The following is a 16,604-nucleotide window of genomic DNA, read 5'->3' on the forward strand; positions in this document are numbered from 1 at the left end:
CGACAACATGACCACGAAAACTTTGGCGCCGATGCTGCGCAACGACCGCCAGGAAAACATCCTGCACGTGGCCGAACGCCTGTTCGCTGACCGCGGTTTCCACGCCGTGACGCTGCGACAGATCGCCGAAGCCGCCGGGGTACCGCTGGCCCTGGTGGGCTACTACTTCGGACGCAAGCATGAGCTGTTCAACGCCATCTTTGCGCACCGCCGGCACTGGCACCTCGATCGCGCGGGCGACATCGACGATGCGCGCCGCCACGCGCAGCAGCCCCAGGGACTGCAATCCGTCGTCGAGGCTTTCGTGCTGCCCCTGCTGCAACTTCGCCAGCAGCCCTCGGCAGCGGCCTACGCCCGGTTGCTCGCGCGCGAGTTGCTGCTGGCCTCGCCCGAGGCCGATCAGGCCTTGCGCGAAGGATTCGAGCCGCTGGCGCAGCGATTCATGGACGCGTTGCACGCCGCCCAGCCGGGCGCCGGGCACGCCGAGTTGGCCTGGGCGTGCCAGTTCACCCTGGGCGCGGTCGGCATGCACCTGCGCGACGAGCGCATCGAACGGCTCTCGCAAGGCCGCGTGCGCGCTCACGACCCGGCCGCCGCGCAGCGGCTGGTGCGCTACATCGTGGGCGGCCTGCGTGCCACGCTCGTCGACGCCAAGAGCGACGCGGCACGCCTGGCGCGCTGATCCGTCCGCGGCCGGGGCCGTCGCCCGGCTGGGGCGCGAGCCCGAGCGCGTGCGCGACGCGCCGGGTGCGCCACTTGCTTGCACAATCGCCGCCACCCAAACCCACAGGAGCGAGCGAGATGGGCCTTTTCAACTGGACCGAAAAACCGGCGAGCACCCTCACCCAGGGCGGTGTCATCGCCCCTGACGAACGCCTGCCGTGGCCGCAGACCACGGTGATGGGCGTGCAGCACGTGATCGCCATGTTCGGCGCCACGGTGCTCGCGCCGTTGCTGATGGGCTTCGACCCCAACGTGGCCATCCTCATGAGCGGCATCGGCACACTGATCTTCTTCTTCGTCACCGGCGGCAAGGTGCCCAGCTACCTGGGCTCGAGCTTCGCCTTCATCGGTGTGGTGATCGCGGCCAGCGGCTACGCAGGCAGCGGGCCCAACACCAACCTGGGCGTGGCGCTGGGCGGCATCATTGCCTGCGGCGTGCTCTACACGGTCATCGGCTTCATCGTGCACGCCACCAACGTGCGCCATGTGCGCAGCGCGCCCATGAAGGGCATGGAGGTGGATGAGGTCGAGGAAGGTGCGGCGGTGCACTGGATCGAGCGACTCATGCCGCCGGTGGTGACGGGCACCGTGGTGGCCGTGATCGGCCTGAACCTGGCGGCCATCCCGATCAAGAACATGGCGCCCACCGGCTTTGACGCCTGGATGCAGGCCATCACCTTCCTGAGCGTGGGCCTGGTGGCCGTGTACACGCGCGGCATGGTTCAGCGCCTGCTGATTCTGGTGGGCCTGATCCTGGCCAGCGTGATCTACGCCATCCTCACCAACGGCCTGGGCCTGGGCAAGCCGATCGACTTCAGCGGCGTGGCCAACGCCGCGTGGTTCGGCATGCCGACGTTCGCAGCGCCGGTGTTCGAAGTGCAGGCCATGCTGCTGATCGCGCCAGTGGCGCTGATTCTGGTGGCCGAGAACCTGGGCCATGTGAAGGCCGTGAGCGCCATGACGGGGCGCGACCTCAACCCCTATCTCGGCAAGGCCTTCATCGGTGACGGCGTGGCCACCATCGTCAGCGGCGCTTCGGGCGGTACCGGGGTCACCACCTACGCCGAGAACATCGGCGTGATGGCCGCCACCAAGATCTATTCCACCGCCATGTTCGTGGTGGCCGCAGTGATCGCCATCGTGCTCGGCTTCAGCCCCAAGTTCGGCGCGCTGATCCAGACCATTCCGCTGGCGGTGATGGGCGGCGTGTCGATCGTGGTGTTCGGTCTGATCGCCATCGCCGGCGCCAAGATCTGGGTCGACAACAAGGTCGACTTCTCGGACAACCGCAACCTGCTGGTGGCGGCGATCCCCATCATTCTGGGCACTGGCGAGTACACCCTCAAGTTCGGCCAGTTCGGGCTCGGCGGTATCGGTACCGCCACCTTCGGCGCCATCCTGCTGTACTGGCTGCTCAGCCGCGGCAAAAAAGCCTGAACGCCATGCCCCGCGTCTGGACCCGCCCCATCTCCTGCGAGATCCTCCAGGGCCTGCACGACGGCACCGCCGTGCAGCACCTGGGCATCGAGTTCACCGAGGTGGGTGACGACTTCATCGCCGCGCGCGTGCCGGTGGACACGCGCACGAAACAACCCTACGGCCTGCTGCACGGCGGCGTGAGCGTGGTGCTGGCCGAGACGCTGGGCTCGTGCGGCGCGGCCTTCGCCTGCCCCGAAGGGCACCGCGCCGTCGGCCTGGACATCAACGCCAACCACCTCAAGGGCGCCACGCAGGGCTGGGTCACCGGCATCACGCGGCCGGTGCACATCGGCCGCAGCACGCATGTGTGGCACATCGATCTGCGCAACGAGGCCGGCGAGCTCACCTGCGTCTCGCGCATCACGATGTCGGTGCTGGCGCCGCGTTGAGGCTCAGCGGCGCTCGCAGCGCCCTTGCGAGGTGGCCTGGCCGCGGAAATCGCTGCGCCAGGTGAGCGAGGCGGTGTCGAGCTGGATGCGTTCGTTGTCGAGGGCGGTGAGCAGCACGGTCTCGTACACCGAGAAGCTGTAGACCGGCACGCCGTCCACCTCGACCCCGCGAATGCGGCGCTCGTCGAGGGTGAAACGCACCTCGCGTGTCCAGGTGGTGCGCGCCGGCAGGTACACCGCCTCGCACGAGAGCACGACCTGCGCGGGCGCGGGGCCGTCGGCCACCGCCGCGCCGCTGCTGGCGACCAGGGCCGCCACCAGAGGCCATGCGAGCAGCTTCATGCCCCACCCCCTTGTTGCTGCAGGCGCTCGCTCTTCCAGTACACGTCGTCGCCGCCGTGCATGCGGTTGAGCACACGCGCCAGCACGAACATCAGGTCGGACAGGCGGTTGAGGTACTGGCGCGGCGCGTCCTTCACGCCCTCGGCATTGCCCAGCGCCACCACCGCGCGCTCGGCGCGGCGCGCCACGGTACGGCACACGTGCGCCTGGCTGGCCGCGCGGTTGCCGGCGGGCAGGATGAACTCCTTGAGCCGCGGAAGCTGCTCGTTGTAGCGCGCCAGCGCATCGTCCAGCGCGGCAACGGCCTCGGGCTTGAGCAACTCGTAACCCGGGATGGACAGCTCACCGCCAAGGTTGAAGAGCTGGTGCTGGATCTCGACCAGCAGCGCGCGCACGTCGGCGGGCAGCTCCTCGCAAAGCAGCACACCGAGGTTCGAGTTGAGTTCGTCGACATCGCCCATCGCGTGCACGCGCAGGCTGTCCTTGGAGACGCGGGTGTTGTCGCCCAGACCGGTAGTGCCGGCGTCGCCGGTGCGGGTGGCGATCTGCGTGAGTCGGTTGCCCATGGTGATCCTTGTCTATCGGCCTGTGATTGTGAGCGATGCCGCATTCGTAACGACCCGATCGGAAATGTGAACCGCGTGAAGCTGCGGTCAAGCCCGCAACGCCGGGCAAAAATGCTGGCCTGCGGCCGTGCGTCGGGCTGCAATGCGGTTTCTTTCAACCGCCGTCGCAAACCATGCAGAAACCGACCCGACCTCCGCGCACCCGCCTGGCCTTCGAGCGCCACAGTGTGCAACTCCTCGCGGCCTGGACCCTGGCCATGGGCGGCCTGGGCGCCACCCAGTCGATGGTGGCCGCGCGCGGATCCGGTGCATCGGCCCCGACGCCGACCGCGCTGTCGGCCCCCGCGGCCACCCTGCCCCCGCACACCGCACGGCTGCCGCGCCGCTGAGAGCACGTCGCTGGGGCCGCGGGCGTAAACTGCGGCGTCGCTCACGCGAGCCGCACCCCACGCGCCGGAGACCGCCCATGAACGCCCCCACCGACATTGCCCACCTGCTGCCCACGGTGCAGCAGCGTGACGTGCCTGCCGAATTCATCGCCGCGCTGCAGCAGCGCTTCGGCACCCAGTGCTCCACCGCGCTCGCGGTGCGCGAGCAGCACGGGCGCGATGAATCCACTTTCACCGTGCCCCCGCCCGCCGCCGTGGTGTTCGCCGAAAGCACGCAGGACGTGGCCGATGCCGTGGCGCTGTGCGCGCGGCACAAGGTGCCGGTCATCCCGTTCGGCGTCGGCTCTTCGCTCGAAGGGCATCTGCTCGCGGTGCAAGGCGGCATCAGCATCGACGTCAACCGCATGAACCGCGTGCTGGCCATCAACGCCGAGGACCTGACCGTGACGGTGCAGCCCGGCGTGACGCGCAAGGCCGTCAACGAGGCCGTCAAGAGCGAGGGCCTGTTCTTCCCCATCGACCCCGGCGCCGATGCCTCCATCGGCGGCATGGCGGCCACGCGCGCCAGCGGCACCAACGCCGTGCGCTACGGCACCATGCGCGAGAACGTGCTCGCGCTCGAGGTGGTTACCGCCCGGGGCGAGGTCATCCGCACCGGTACGCGCGCCAAGAAGAGCAGCGCCGGCTACGACCTCACGCGCCTGATGGTGGGCAGCGAAGGCACGCTGGGCGTCATCACCGAGGTCACGCTCAAGCTCTACCCGCTGCCCGAGGCCATCTCGGCCGCGATCTGCTCCTTCCCGACCATCGAGGCCGCGGTGCGCACGGTCATCCAGGTGATCCAGCTTGGCGTGCCGATCGCGCGCTGCGAGCTCATCGACGCCGGCACCGTGCGCATGGTCAACGCGCACAGCAAGCTTGGCCTGCGCGAGGAACACATGCTGCTGATGGAGTTCCACGGCTCACCCGCGGGCGTGAAGGAGCAGGCCGAAACGGTGCAGGAGATCGCCAGCGAGTTCGGTGGCAACGCCTTCGAGTGGGCCACCACGCCCGAGGAGCGCACCCGCCTGTGGACCGCGCGGCACAACGCCTATTTCGCCGCCATCCAGAGTAAGCCCGGCTGCCGCGCCGTGAGCACCGACACCTGCGTGCCCATCAGCCGCCTGGCCGACTGCCTGCTCGACTCCGTGGCCGAGGCCGACGCCGCCGGCCTGCCCTACTTCCTCGTCGGCCACGTGGGCGACGGCAATTTCCACTTTGGCTACCTGATCGACCCCGACAACGCCGACGAGCGCCGCATCGCCGAGGAACTCAACGTCAAGCTCGTGAACCGCGCGCTCCAACTGGAAGGCACCTGCACCGGCGAACACGGCGTGGGCCTGCACAAGATGGGCTTCCTGCTCGACGAGGCCGGTGCCGGCGCGGTGGACATGATGCGCACGCTCAAGCGCGCGCTCGACCCGGACAACATCCTGAATCCGGGGAAAATCTTCGCCGTTTAGTTATTCCCAGGATCAACGGACGATCATCTTTGCGACAGCGATTGCACCGCAGAAGAACAACACGTAGGACGACAGGCCAGTCAAGACCGCAAGGTTCCTAAGCCAGTCACCGCCCCGGTAGTACTTGCTTTTTTTGGCTTCTACCTCCGCGTACATGGAGGCGGCATACGTGGCCTGCGACAGGTATCTAAACGCTGTGGCCACACCTGCTGAGCCCAAGCCGATCATGAACAGCAGCCAAGATTGACCCAATGGGGCCAACAGCTGATTCGGGGACTGAGAACGGATGACGTCCGCAAGGGTTGCCAACAAGGCAGCGGCGGCGCCACCGTTGATGACTATGGCCGTCTTCAGGGCAGTTTGCCCCGCCTCCAGCACAGCTTTGAACATTTCAATGCTGTGCGCGGTGTCAGCAGTAAGTCGCGCTTTCCACTCTTCAATTTGCTGCTGGTACACCGTTGCAGAGACACGCTGGTTCTCTGCTTCTCCACGCTCCCAGTCGTCCAAGTAGTTGCGGAGCGCTGACACATTCAACGCTGTCAGCTTTCGCTCCTGCGCTTGATCGAGAGCAGCTCGCAAGTCTCTCAGCAAATTTTTTGTTTGACGATGACCCCAGCCCGACATTTCGCTGGACTGCGCTGAAGCCCGATACAGCAGGTTTATCAATAACTTACGCGCGTCCATCATATGCCGGTGCTTTCCGAAACCTGACCCGGCTTCCGCTCTCGCGGCCCCTATGTGGCTCTTGGAAACCGGGTCTTTCCGAGGAGTCATCGTGGCCAAGATCAAGCTCACCAAGACCGCCGTGGAGACGGCGCAACCCCAGGCGCAGGACATCGAACTGCGGGACACCGTGGTGCCCGGCTTCCTGTGCAAGATTACCCCGGCGGGCCGCCGGGTATTCATGCTCCAGTACCGCACGAACGCGGGCGAGCGTCGCAAACCTGCCTTGGGCCTGTTCGGGGAACTGACCGTCGAGCAGGCCCGCGTCATGGCGCAGGACTGGCTGGCTGAAGTTCGCCGGGGCGGCGATCCCGGCGGCGCCAAGGCCGAGGCGCGCAAGGCGCCCACGGTGGAGGCGCTGTGCCAGAAGTTCATGGAGGACTACTCCAAGAAGCGCAACAAGCCCAGCACGCGGCGCGGCTACCAGGCCGTTATTGATCGCTGCATTGTTCCGCTGCTCGGGCGCAAGAAGGTGCAGGACGTGAAGCGGCCTGACGTTGCCGGGCTGATGGAGAAGTTGGCCTACAAACCCGCCGAGGCGAACAACACATTCGGCGTGCTGCGCAAGATGTTCAACCTGGCCGAGGTGTGGGGCTACCGCCCCGACGGCACGAACCCGTGCCGCCACGTTCCGATGTTCCCGCCCGGCAAGGAAACCCGGCTCATCGTGGACGACGAACTGGCGCTGATCTTCCGCCATCTGGAGAAATTGGAGGCGGAAGGACTGGAGAACTACGTCATTCCGCTGGCGATTCGCCTGCAATTCGAGTTCGCGGGCCGCCGCTCCGAAATCTGCACCCTCGAATGGAAGTGGGTTGATTTGGAGAACCGGCGCGTGGTGTGGCCGGACAGCAAGACCGGTGGCCTCTCCAAGCCCATGAGCGCGGAAGCCTATCGGCTGCTTGCGACGGCACCACGCCGGGAAGGCTGCCCTTACGTCCTGCCGTCGCCCAACGACCCGGACAAGCATTTGACCTTTGGCGAGCACTACGGTGGCTGGTGCCGGGTGCTCAAGGCCACGGGCGTGGCTCATGTCGGCACACACGGTATCCGCCACCGATCGACGACCGACATTGCCAATTCGGGCGTGCCGACCAAGGTGGGCATGAAGCTGACAGGCCACAAGACCGTGGCGATGTTCATGCACTATGTCCACACCGAGGACAAGCCAGTGCGCGATGCGGCCGAGCTGGTGGCCAGCCGGCGGCAGGCCATCACGGGTGCGCGCCAGCCTGCGGAGGCGACAGCATGAACAGCACAAAATCGCCCGCAGTGGCGGCCAAGGCTGCCGCCTTGCCTGCCGGCTACGCCGGCATCCACGGCGGCATCGTAGAACTGCTTGACGCTGCACGCCGTGCAACAGCGCGCAGCGTCAATGCGCTGATGACGGCCAGCTATTGGGAAATCGGCCGCCGCATCGTGGAGGCCGAGCAGCAGGGCAAGCGCCGCGCAGGGTACGGCGAGCAGTTGATCGAACGGCTGTCTGCCGACTTGACTGCGCAGTTCGGGCGTGGGTTCAGCCGCCCGAACTTGCAGCAGATGCGGTCGTTCTTCCTGACCCGGCCAATTCGCCAGACAGTGTCTAGCGAATCTTCTCTAGCGCCGTCGCAAGGGCATTTCCTGCTGGCGCAGGGCCGCCCTGGGCGGCTGGACGAACTGGCCCATGTCTTCCCCTTGCCGTGGTCGGCCTATGTGCGGCTGCTGATGGTCAAGGACGACCACGCGCGCCAGTTCTACGAAGCCGAAGCCCTGCGCGGCGGCTGGAGCGTGCGCCAGCTCGACCGGCAGATCGGCAGCCAGTTCTACGAGCGCACGGCGCTGTCGAAGAACAAGGCGGCGATGCTGGTCAAGAGCGCCGTGCCGAAGCCGGATGATGCCGTGACGGTCGATGATGCGATCAAAGACCCGCTCGTGCTGGAGTTCCTTGATCTCAAGGACGAGTATTCGGAATCCGATCTCGAACAAGCCTTGATTCGACGGCTGGAAGATTTCCTGCTGGAGTTGGGCGACGGCTTCACCTTCGTCGGGCGGCAGCGCCGCTTGCGCATCGACCAGACGTGGTATCGCGTCGATCTGCTGTTTTTCCATCGGCGCTTGCGCTGCCTGGTCATCATCGACTTGAAGCTCGGTGCTTTGACCCATGCTGATGTGGGCCAGATGCACTTGTATTGCAACTATGCGAAGGAACACTGGACGTTCCCCGAGGAAAATCCGCCCGTGGGCCTGATTCTCTGCGCCGACAAGGGGCACGCCTTGGCGCGGTACGCGCTGGAAGGCTTGCCCAACAAGGTGATGGCGGCGAACTACAAGATGGTGCTGCCGGATGCCGAGGTGCTGCAAAAGGAACTGGAGAACACGCGGCGGCTGATCGAATCTCGCGTGACGGTGCCTCCCAAGAAGCGCAAGCAATAACCGGGCGTCCCGGCGTGCCGCCGTCGGGCTCGCGGGCTGCGCCCCGCGCTTCGTGCCGAATCGCGGCCATCCGGCTTTGATCCCTGACGCCTCCGGCCCTCTCGGGCCTGCGCGCTCCGCTTGCCGAAAGCCGGGTGCGTGGGTGGTTTGAGGGAGCGGTCTTGCTGTGTCCCTTCACCGTATCACGGCGTTCTCGCCGTCAATGACTGCGCGTGCAGGCACGCTTGCGGCCTGGCGGCCGTCTTCGATCTTTGACTGCTTGCGCTGCGCCGTGAGGGCGACGGTTCCGGGCAATTCCGCCCGTGCAACCGGAGACCGTCATGAACGACAAATCACACGTTTCACTCGAACAGCATGTTTGCCTCGTTTGCGGCACGGCGTTCGATACCGGCGCCATCCTGCTGGACAAGCGCCTGCGCGCGAGCATGGAGCGCCATACGGCGACCGGCTGGGGCCTGTGCCCCAAGCATCAGAAGCTGGCCGACGATGGCTTTGTGGCGCTGGTCGAATGCGATCCGCAGCGCAGCGGTTCGCAGGCCGGCGGGCGCATGAAGCCCGAGCAGGCGTATCGGACGGGCCGACTGGCCCATCTGCGGCGCACGGTGTTCGCGCGGATGTTCAACGTACCGATCGCGGACGAGCAGGCTTGCGTGTTCGTTGAGCCTGGCGTGATCGAGCAGTTGCAGTCGATGACGGCGCCGGCGGCGAGCTGATCGCGCCGCGCTGCCTTCGGTGCGTCGTTCCTTCGGGAGCGGCGCACCTTTCTTCTTGCTGCGCCCGGTGCCGATACCTTCGCGCCTGCGGCGCTGCGCGCTGCGCTTGCACTCCAGGGGAAAGCCCTGCGGGCTATCCCCGCCGCGCAGGCTTGGCGCCCCTCGAAGACCGCCGACCCGGCTGCGCCGGATCGGCCAGACCGCATTCGCAGCAGATCCACGATGCCTTGCGTGTGCTCGTCCTGATTCTGTTGTTTCTTCGGCTTTGAAGGCTGGGCGTCCCCGGCCACCTGGGAGATGGCCGGGCGCGCTGTCGTGCTTCGCATCGAACCCCCTGCGGGGTTTCGCCCCTGTCGGGCTTCCATCGTTCCCTCGCTCCGCTCGGCTGACGCCTCCGGCCCGGCTTCCAGCTTCGGGCCTGCGCGCTTCGCTTGCGTGCGGTCGGCACACAGGGATGGCCGTTGCCATGTCCAGCCGTCTTCCCTGACTTCATCACCTTGTCCGCGACTGTAGCCCGCGGCCTGGTGCCGTCAAGGCGCGCAGGGCCGTGTCCTCGGCTGCGCCTGCGGGCCGCACCAACCCTGCGCTGGTTTCCTTGACGGCCCCCGTCCACGGGCTCCCTTCCGTCGCGGGCGATGAACTCAGGAAAGACGGTGGCAACAGGGCCAACCGGGTTCCTCGTGCCGACCGCACCGAACAGCCGAAAGGCTGGGCTCCGAATCTAGGAATCCGGTGTGCGGTTTTCTTCAACGGCCTTTTTGTTCAGGAGAAAGACATGCAACTCGCATCCCGTTTCGCTTCCCGTTCCCCTTCGCTGCGCAGCGACTGCCCGCTGTCCGATGACCAGATTCGCAGGGTAGCCCCGTCCATCTTCGCGGATGCCCCGCACCAAAGCCGCTCCGAGCGGTACGCCTATATCCCCACGGCGGCAGTTCTGACCGAGCTTCGCAAGGAGGGGTTTCAACCCTTCATGGTGACGCAGACCCGCGTGCGCGATGAAGGCAAGCGCGAGCACACCAAGCACATGCTGCGCCTGCGCCATGCCAGCCAGATCAACGGCGCGGAGGCTAACGAAATCGTGCTGCTGAACTCCCATGATGGCACCAGCAGCTATCAGATGCTGGCCGGAATGTTCCGGTTCGTGTGCAGCAATGGCCTTGTGTGCGGCGACACCGTGGCGGACGTGCGCGTACCCCATAAGGGCGACGTGGCCGGTTCCGTCATCGAAGGCGCTTTCGAGGTGTTGAGCGGCTTCGAGCGGGTGAAGGAATCCCGCGATGCCATGCGCGCTATCACGCTGGATGAAGGCGAAGCCGAAGTGTTCGCCCGTTCCGCGCTGGCCCTCAAGTACGACCCCACGGACAACAAGCCCGCGCCCATCACGGAGTCGCAAATCCTGATGCCGCGCCGGTTTGATGACCGACGCCCCGACCTGTGGAGCGTGTTCAACCGCACGCAGGAGAACTTGACCAAGGGCGGATTGCATGGCCGCAGCGCCAACGGACGCCGCCAGCAGACCCGACCCGTGCAGGGCATTGATTCCGATGTGCGCCTGAATCGCGCCCTCTGGATGTTGGCCGATGGCCTGCGCCAGTTGAAAGCCTGAACCGTTCCCCCGCCGGAGGGGCGGCTTCCCCTCCATTCCCTTGTTTCACTCGATTGGAGAGTCACCATGAACGCCATCACCCAAACCGAAGCCCGCGCCGTCAATACCGCCGCAGCTATTCCGCTGGAAGCTGCCGACCCGACCAAGAACCTGATTCTGGTTCCGCTGTCGCGGCTGGTGCTGCGCCCCGCTGGCCGCAACGTGCGCAAGACCCCGCGCATGTCCATTCCCGAACTGGCCGCATCCATCCAGCGTGTGGGTCTGCTGCAAAACCTGATCGTGATCGCATCCGCCGATGGCGAGCATTACGAAGTTGTGGCCGGTGGCCGTCGCCTCGCCGCGTTGAAGCTGCTGGCGAAGAAACACCGCATCGCCAAGGATTGGGAGGTGCCTTGCCTGCTGGTGGCCGATGGCACGGCCCGCACGGCCAGCCTCACCGAGAACGTGCAGCGCGAAGCCATGCACCCGGCAGACCAGTTTGAAGCCTTCGCGGCGCTGGTGGCCGAAGGCCGACCCATCGAGGACATTGCGGCGGATTTCTCCGTTACGCCGCTGGTGGTGCAGCGCCGTTTGAAGCTGGCGAATGTCTCGCCGCGCCTGATGGCCGACTACCGGGCCGATGCCGTCACGCTCGATCAGTTGATGGCCCTTGCCATCACCGATGACCACGCCGCGCAGGAAGCCGCGTTCTACGATGCACCGCAGTGGCAGCGCCACCCATCCCACTTGCGCGAACGCCTGACCGAAAGGGAAATCGACGCCTGCCGGCATCCGCTGGTGCGCTTTGTCGGGCTGGACAGCTACGAGGCCGCAGGCGGTGGCGTGCGCCGTGACCTGTTCGCGGAAGATGATGCGGGTGTGTATCTGACCGATGCCGCGCTGCTGGAACGGCTGGCGCAAGACAAGCTGGCGGGCATCGCCGCCACTGTCCGCGCCGAGGGTTGGGCCTGGGTGGATGCCACGCCGGGCGTGACCCATGCCGACCTGCACGCTTTCCAGCGTGCGCCGAGAGAGCGGCGCGAGCCGAACAAGCGCGAAGCCGCACGCATCGAGAAGCTGCAAGCCCGGATGCACCAACTGGCCGAAGCCGTGGATGCCGCGCTGGACGCCGACGACGAGGACAAGGCCGACGCCGACGCCTTGCAGGAGGAAGGCGAAGCCGTGGGCGAACAGTTGCAGGCGCTGGAAGATGGCTTGCAGGACTACGGCGCGAACGTGAAGGCCGCAGCCGGTGCCATCGTCACCATCGACCGCAACGGCGAGGCCGTGATTCATCGCGGCCTGATGCGCGAGGCCGAAGCCAAGGCGCTGCGCACGCTGGAAAAGCTGCGCCAGGGTTTCAGCGACCCGGACGCCGCGAACGATGACGAGGGCGAGGACGGAGACGACGACAGGCAGCCCAAGACCGCCGCCATGTCCGACCGGCTGGCGCAACGCTTGAGCGCCCACCGCACCGCCGCGCTGCAAATCGAAGTCGCACGGCATCCGCAAGCTGCGCTGGCAGCTGTGGTGCATGGCATGGTGCAGACCGCCTTGCAGGAAAGCCGCTACGGCCGCAGCCGTGATTCTCTGCCGCTGGGCGTCGGCCTGAAAGTGCAAGACCGGCTGGAAGGCATGGCCCCGGACTGGCCGGGATCGCCTGCCGCCGTGGCGCTGCGCGAACTGCAACAGGTAGCGGGCGAAGCCTTGCCGGACGACAGCGCCGAATTGTTCGCCGTGCTGCTGACGAAGCCGCAAGACGAGCTGGTCAAGCTGCTGGCCGTGTGCGTGGCTTCCACGGTGGACGTGGTGACGCCTCGCGCCACGCCGCACCAGCCCGGCGAAGAACTGGCGCAGGCCGTGGGCCTCGACATGGCCGCATGGTGGCAGCCGACCGCCGAAGGCTACTTCAAGCATGTTTCCAAGGCCGTGATTCTGGAGGCCGTGGGCGAGTTCGCGCCGGAATCCGTCACCCGGCTGGGTAAGCTCAAGAAGGCCGACATTGCCAGCGAAGCCGAGCGGCTGGCCGATGGCACGGGCTGGATGCCTGCCATCTTCAAGGCCGCAGGCCCGCAGCAGGCAGTGCAGGAAAGCGCGCAGGAGGAAGGCCCGGAGCAGGACGCCCCGGAGGATGCCGAGGCAATGGCGGATGAAACCGCCGAGGCGCTGGCCGCTTGACCCGCGCCGAAGGCAAGCGCCCCGGCTTCGACCGGGGCGCTTCGCCGAAAGGAGAAGCCCCCATGACCCGCATCACCAGCAGCCGCCAGCGCATGGCGGCGATCTACGCCCCCGGCACAACACGCGCCCGCCGCTGGCACGGCGATGGCGACGTGCGCGGCTACCGCCCGCCCTCGGGCTGGTCGGCCCGCGCTGACCTCACCGACATTCATCCCATCACGGGTCGCGCCTTGGCTCGCGCCGTGTGGTGGATCATCGAGACGAAGGAATAACCATCGTCAGCACCGCGCCCAGGCCGTTCCGTCCTGGGCGCGGTGTTGAAGCCGAACAGCCGGAACATCACGCCGCCGCCCTCGCTCTGGCTCGGGCGGCGGCGTTGCAGGCATCGCGGTGGTGCGCGATGCCAGTATGTGCCGATCGGGTCAATCGGCTATTTCTGCTATGCCACACTTTCCGGCATGAGTATCAGCACCACCATGAAGACTTGGGCCAAGCGCATCAAACGCGATGGCGTGACGCTGTGGTTTGCCGGCAAGCATCCCCGCACGCCTTGGTATGCCAAGGCGCTGGGGTTGTTCGTGGTGGCCTATGCCCTGAGTCCCATCGACCTAATTCCAGACTTCATCCCGGTGCTGGGCTATCTGGACGATGTGATTCTGTTGCCCGTGCTGATCTGGCTGACCGTGAAGCTGTTGCCGTCCGAGGTGCTGGCGGAGTGCCGTGTGCAGGCCGATGAATGGATGCGAACAGAAGGGGCCAAGCCAAGGAGCCGATTCGGGGCCGTGATGATCTTGATGCTGTGGCTGGCGATGGGGGTGGCGTTGTGGCTCTGGCTCAAGCCGCATCTGTAGGCTGTTCATGATGGCGTACTGAATGGGCTGGGCGTGTCGGCGCAATGCGCCGCCGGGCTTTCGGGCTGCGCCCCGTGCCGACTTCGCCGTCACGGCCATTCGGCGTCAATCCCTCACGCCTTCGCGCCTGCGGCGCTGCGCGCTGCGCTTGCCTCCAGGAGAAAGCCCAGCGGGCTATCCCCGCCGCGCGATGCTTGGCGCCCCTCAATGCTGCCGAACCGGCGAAGCCGGATCGGCTTGGCCAGCGCCCCGCCGCAGTGGACGGTACGTTGGCGAACACGCTGAGACTTGCTGCGGCAGGTTGTGCGAATGCGTGCCGTCCTCAACGCTGGCGGTTCGTGCCCATCACGTCATGAAGGACGGCTCACGGACATCCCGCCCGGCATCGCCATGGAACTTCCACGCCACGCCTCAAGACCAGCGCCGCAAAGTGCGGCAGGGGCGTTCTCGCCCGTCGTTGGGGTATTGACCTGGCCCGCGTCTGGGAGCGAGCCGGTGCAGCCTTCGTGCGGGAATGCCGAGCCGGCCCTGTCTCCTTTCGGTGCGGTTCGGCCCAAAGCGTCCTTGTGTTGTTGTGAATCCTGGCGGGGGCGCGGCTGCGCCTCGGGCTTCCTGGCTGCAACCGTCCAGCGAAAACAATTTCCCCTCTGCTGCGCAGATTCCTCGCGGGACAAATTCTTTTCGCCTCCCGGCTCTCCACTGCGTTGCGACCGCAAGCGGTGCAGCCCGCCCGTCCCCCGCCGGCCGGATCACAACAAGGACGCGATGGGCGCGAACCTTGTTCCACCAAAAGGAGATCCATCATGGCCAACATCGGCACCTTCACCGCAGACAAAGACGGCTTCACCGGCACGCTTCGCACCCTGACGCTCAACGTCAAGGTCAAGCTGGTGCCCAACGACAAGGGCGACAACGAGAAGGCCCCTGACTTCCGCCTGCAGGCCGCCAGCCACGACATCGGCGCGGCGTGGAAGAAGACCAGCGAGGCCGGGCGGGAGTACATCTCCGTGACCCTCGACGATCCTTCGTTCCCGGCCACGGTCTACGCCCGCCTGATCGAAGACGAGGACGGCACGCACGACCTGATCTGGTCGCGCAGCAAGCCCCAGGCGGCCTGACGGCCGCCAGCGCCCCGCCCACGCGGCGGGGCGCTGTGTTGCGAATGCTGCGCTGTATCGGCAAGCAGAATGGCTTGGCAGTGTGCGGGATGTGTCTTGCCTGGCTACCAAGCAATGGCTTGAATTGGTAGAGGTACATGCGGGGCGGGTCGGTGCTGCGCACCACCGGGCTTTGCGGGCTCCGCCCCGTGCCGACTACGCCGTCACGGCCATTCGGCTCCAATCCCTGCCGCCTTCGCGCCTGCGGCGCTGCGCGCTTCGCTTGCCTCCAAGGGATCGGCGCCAGGCCCATCCCCGCCGCGCGGTGCTTGGCGCCCCTCGATACCGCCGAACCGGCTGGCACCGGATCGGCCTGGCACGCCCCGCCATGATGGCGGGGCTTCGGCGGCTATGCCTGGGCTACCGCCAGCAGTTCTTCGGCCTTGCTCATCAGCACTGCCGTGCTGCATTCGAGTGCGCTGGCGATCTTGAAGATGATCGCCAGCGTGGGCATGTGCTCGCCACGCTCGACCTTGCCCATGTGCGAACGCTCGATGCCCGCGAGGTGCGCCAGCGACTCCTGCGCGATGCCGCGCTCCGTCCGCAACGCGCGCACCGCCGCGCCGAAGGCTTGCGCCAGTTCGGCATCGAAGGTGGTGGCGCCCGCTGGCCGGCCGCGCTGGATGGATCGCTTCTGCATGGACAGAAGCGTCAAGTCGCAGCACAATTAAAACCACGTTATCTTTAACTCTTTCACGGCTCTGGCCTTATTCGTGCTTTTACGGAAATCCGCTTTTGCGGATTCCGACAGAACCGGAGAACCGCCTACGTGCCTTTCCAGATTTCTACAATTCTGTTTTTGCGCTTTCGTGTTTCCAAGGCTTTGGTGGAACACGCATCCGTGCTTCGGCGCGGAAGCGCAAAACCGGCAATCCATGTTGGAACAGGAGCACCACGATGAACGCTCCCCTCGTCACCGATGCGCAGCGCGCCGCGCTGCTGGAGAACGGGCGGCGGGCCGCCGCCGGTGAACCGCACGACCCGTTGCCGGTCGTGCGGCTGTTCACCCCCGACGCGCACGCCATCTGGCTGCTGGCCTCGCTCGATCCTGCCGATGACGATACGGCGACCGGCATCATGGACGTGGGCATTGGTATGCCAGAGCTGGGCCGCATCAAGCTGTCCGACCTGGCCTCCATCGTCGGCCCGAACAAACAGCCCGTGATGCGGGATTTGTATTTCCAGGCAGTGCGCCCGTTGTCGGAATACCTGCGGCTGGCCCAGGAGAACGGTTCCATCGTTGATTGAACCGTTCGCGCTCCGGCCAAGCCGGGCGCATTCAGACTATTTCGGTCTTGCTCCAGACCTTTTCGATCTGAATTCGCACTCTGCTTCAAACCCGAATATCTGTGACTGAAACAGTCACGATCTTTCGCGCGGCTTGCGGCACGGTGTTTTATGCCGCGTGACATTTTTGGGTCAGGCGGCCGTCGCATTCAGACGGATTTCGCAACTCGCCGGAGCCTATGGAAGGTCTGCACAACGCCCGCCGCAGCGAGCACTGATGCGCGATTTGTCACATGGCGCAATTCGCAGGGCATTCCGGCGCGTTTTCGGGCCGATTCCTGCCCCGTTGCAGGCCCTTCGGGCCGCAG

General features: G+C 66.1%; 18 protein-coding genes. 14 read left to right on the forward strand and 4 right to left on the reverse strand.

The window, feature by feature from the left end:
- Positions 1-7 precede the first annotated feature (7 nt).
- From M3149_RS20815 to M3149_RS20825, 3 genes are all read left to right on the forward strand, one after another.
- Positions 8-682: a TetR/AcrR family transcriptional regulator gene (locus M3149_RS20815; RefSeq protein ID WP_251711326.1), complete on the forward strand. Its 675-nt coding sequence runs from the start codon at positions 8-10 to the stop codon at positions 680-682.
- A gap of 119 nt (positions 683-801) precedes the next feature.
- Positions 802-2,160 (forward strand): solute carrier family 23 protein, encoded by a 1,359-nt coding sequence (locus M3149_RS20820; RefSeq protein ID WP_251711327.1) that lies wholly within the window; start codon positions 802-804, stop codon positions 2,158-2,160.
- A 5-nt stretch (positions 2,161-2,165) separates the two neighbouring features.
- Positions 2,166-2,591: a hotdog fold thioesterase gene (locus M3149_RS20825; RefSeq protein WP_251711328.1), complete on the forward strand. Its 426-nt coding sequence runs from the start codon at positions 2,166-2,168 to the stop codon at positions 2,589-2,591.
- Positions 2,592-2,594: 3 nt separating this feature from the next.
- Here M3149_RS20825 and M3149_RS20830 read toward each other — a convergent pair whose 3' ends face one another.
- Both M3149_RS20830 and M3149_RS20835 read right to left on the reverse strand, forming a co-directional pair.
- Positions 2,595-2,933, reverse strand: coding sequence for a hypothetical protein (locus M3149_RS20830; protein WP_251711329.1), 339 nt, complete (start codon positions 2,931-2,933; stop codon positions 2,595-2,597).
- Complete coding sequence (locus M3149_RS20835) at positions 2,930-3,499, reverse strand: cob(I)yrinic acid a,c-diamide adenosyltransferase (protein WP_251711330.1); 570 nt, start codon at positions 3,497-3,499, stop codon at positions 2,930-2,932. Before M3149_RS20835 ends, M3149_RS20830 begins: the two co-directional genes overlap by 4 nt.
- A gap of 173 nt (positions 3,500-3,672) precedes the next feature.
- On the opposite strand from M3149_RS20835, the gene M3149_RS20840 reads away from it, so the two are divergent.
- Positions 3,673-3,888 (forward strand): hypothetical protein, encoded by a 216-nt coding sequence (locus tag M3149_RS20840; protein ID WP_251711331.1) that lies wholly within the window; start codon positions 3,673-3,675, stop codon positions 3,886-3,888.
- Between the two features lie 77 nt (positions 3,889-3,965).
- Entirely contained in the window at positions 3,966-5,390 is a 1,425-nt protein-coding gene (locus M3149_RS20845; protein ID WP_251711332.1) for an FAD-binding oxidoreductase, read from the forward strand.
- 12 nt (positions 5,391-5,402) lie between these two features.
- Here M3149_RS20845 and M3149_RS20850 read toward each other — a convergent pair whose 3' ends face one another.
- Positions 5,403-6,077 (reverse strand): hypothetical protein, encoded by a 675-nt coding sequence (locus tag M3149_RS20850; RefSeq protein WP_251711333.1) that lies wholly within the window; start codon positions 6,075-6,077, stop codon positions 5,403-5,405.
- An 88-nt stretch (positions 6,078-6,165) separates the two neighbouring features.
- Here M3149_RS20850 and M3149_RS20855 point away from each other — a divergent pair, with 88 nt between their 5' ends.
- The 8 genes from M3149_RS20855 (at position 6,166) to M3149_RS20890 (ending at position 14,970) form a co-directional block, all read left to right on the forward strand.
- Positions 6,166-7,365, forward strand: coding sequence for a tyrosine-type recombinase/integrase (locus M3149_RS20855; RefSeq protein ID WP_103245827.1), 1,200 nt, complete (start codon positions 6,166-6,168; stop codon positions 7,363-7,365).
- A complete protein-coding gene (locus M3149_RS20860; protein ID WP_103245826.1) occupies positions 7,362-8,525 on the forward strand; it encodes a PDDEXK nuclease domain-containing protein in 1,164 nt (387 codons plus the stop codon). The genes M3149_RS20855 and M3149_RS20860 overlap by 4 nt, the downstream gene beginning before the upstream one ends.
- Positions 8,526-8,845: 320 nt before the next feature.
- Positions 8,846-9,238 carry an ATPase gene (locus M3149_RS20865; protein WP_103245825.1) on the forward strand — a complete coding sequence of 131 codons (393 nt, stop codon included), beginning with the start codon at positions 8,846-8,848 and terminating at the stop codon, positions 9,236-9,238.
- Positions 9,239-10,013: 775 nt separating this feature from the next.
- Entirely contained in the window at positions 10,014-10,844 is an 831-nt protein-coding gene (locus M3149_RS20870; protein ID WP_103245943.1) for a DUF932 domain-containing protein, read from the forward strand.
- 66 nt (positions 10,845-10,910) lie between these two features.
- Positions 10,911-13,001, forward strand: coding sequence for a ParB/RepB/Spo0J family partition protein (locus M3149_RS20875; protein WP_066788719.1), 2,091 nt, complete (start codon positions 10,911-10,913; stop codon positions 12,999-13,001).
- 62 nt (positions 13,002-13,063) lie between these two features.
- Positions 13,064-13,273 (forward strand): hypothetical protein, encoded by a 210-nt coding sequence (locus M3149_RS20880; protein WP_059400219.1) that lies wholly within the window; start codon positions 13,064-13,066, stop codon positions 13,271-13,273.
- Positions 13,274-13,459: 186 nt separating this feature from the next.
- Entirely contained in the window at positions 13,460-13,852 is a 393-nt protein-coding gene (locus M3149_RS20885) for a YkvA family protein (protein ID WP_059400218.1), read from the forward strand.
- Between the two features lie 803 nt (positions 13,853-14,655).
- Positions 14,656-14,970 carry a DUF736 domain-containing protein gene (locus M3149_RS20890; RefSeq protein WP_009523266.1) on the forward strand — a complete coding sequence of 105 codons (315 nt, stop codon included), beginning with the start codon at positions 14,656-14,658 and terminating at the stop codon, positions 14,968-14,970.
- Positions 14,971-15,358: 388 nt separating this feature from the next.
- Here the strand turns inward: M3149_RS20890 and M3149_RS20895 are convergent, their stop codons facing one another.
- Complete coding sequence (locus M3149_RS20895) at positions 15,359-15,649, reverse strand: helix-turn-helix domain-containing protein (protein WP_009523267.1); 291 nt, start codon at positions 15,647-15,649, stop codon at positions 15,359-15,361.
- Between the two features lie 257 nt (positions 15,650-15,906).
- Between M3149_RS20895 and M3149_RS20900 the strand changes: the two genes are divergently transcribed.
- Positions 15,907-16,257 (forward strand): DUF2958 domain-containing protein, encoded by a 351-nt coding sequence (locus M3149_RS20900; RefSeq protein WP_009523268.1) that lies wholly within the window; start codon positions 15,907-15,909, stop codon positions 16,255-16,257.
- The last annotated feature ends 347 nt before the right edge of the window (positions 16,258-16,604 follow it).

The sequence above is a fragment of the Hydrogenophaga intermedia genome (assembly GCF_023715105.1).
Lineage (GTDB): Bacteria > Pseudomonadota > Gammaproteobacteria > Burkholderiales > Burkholderiaceae_C > Hydrogenophaga > Hydrogenophaga intermedia_A.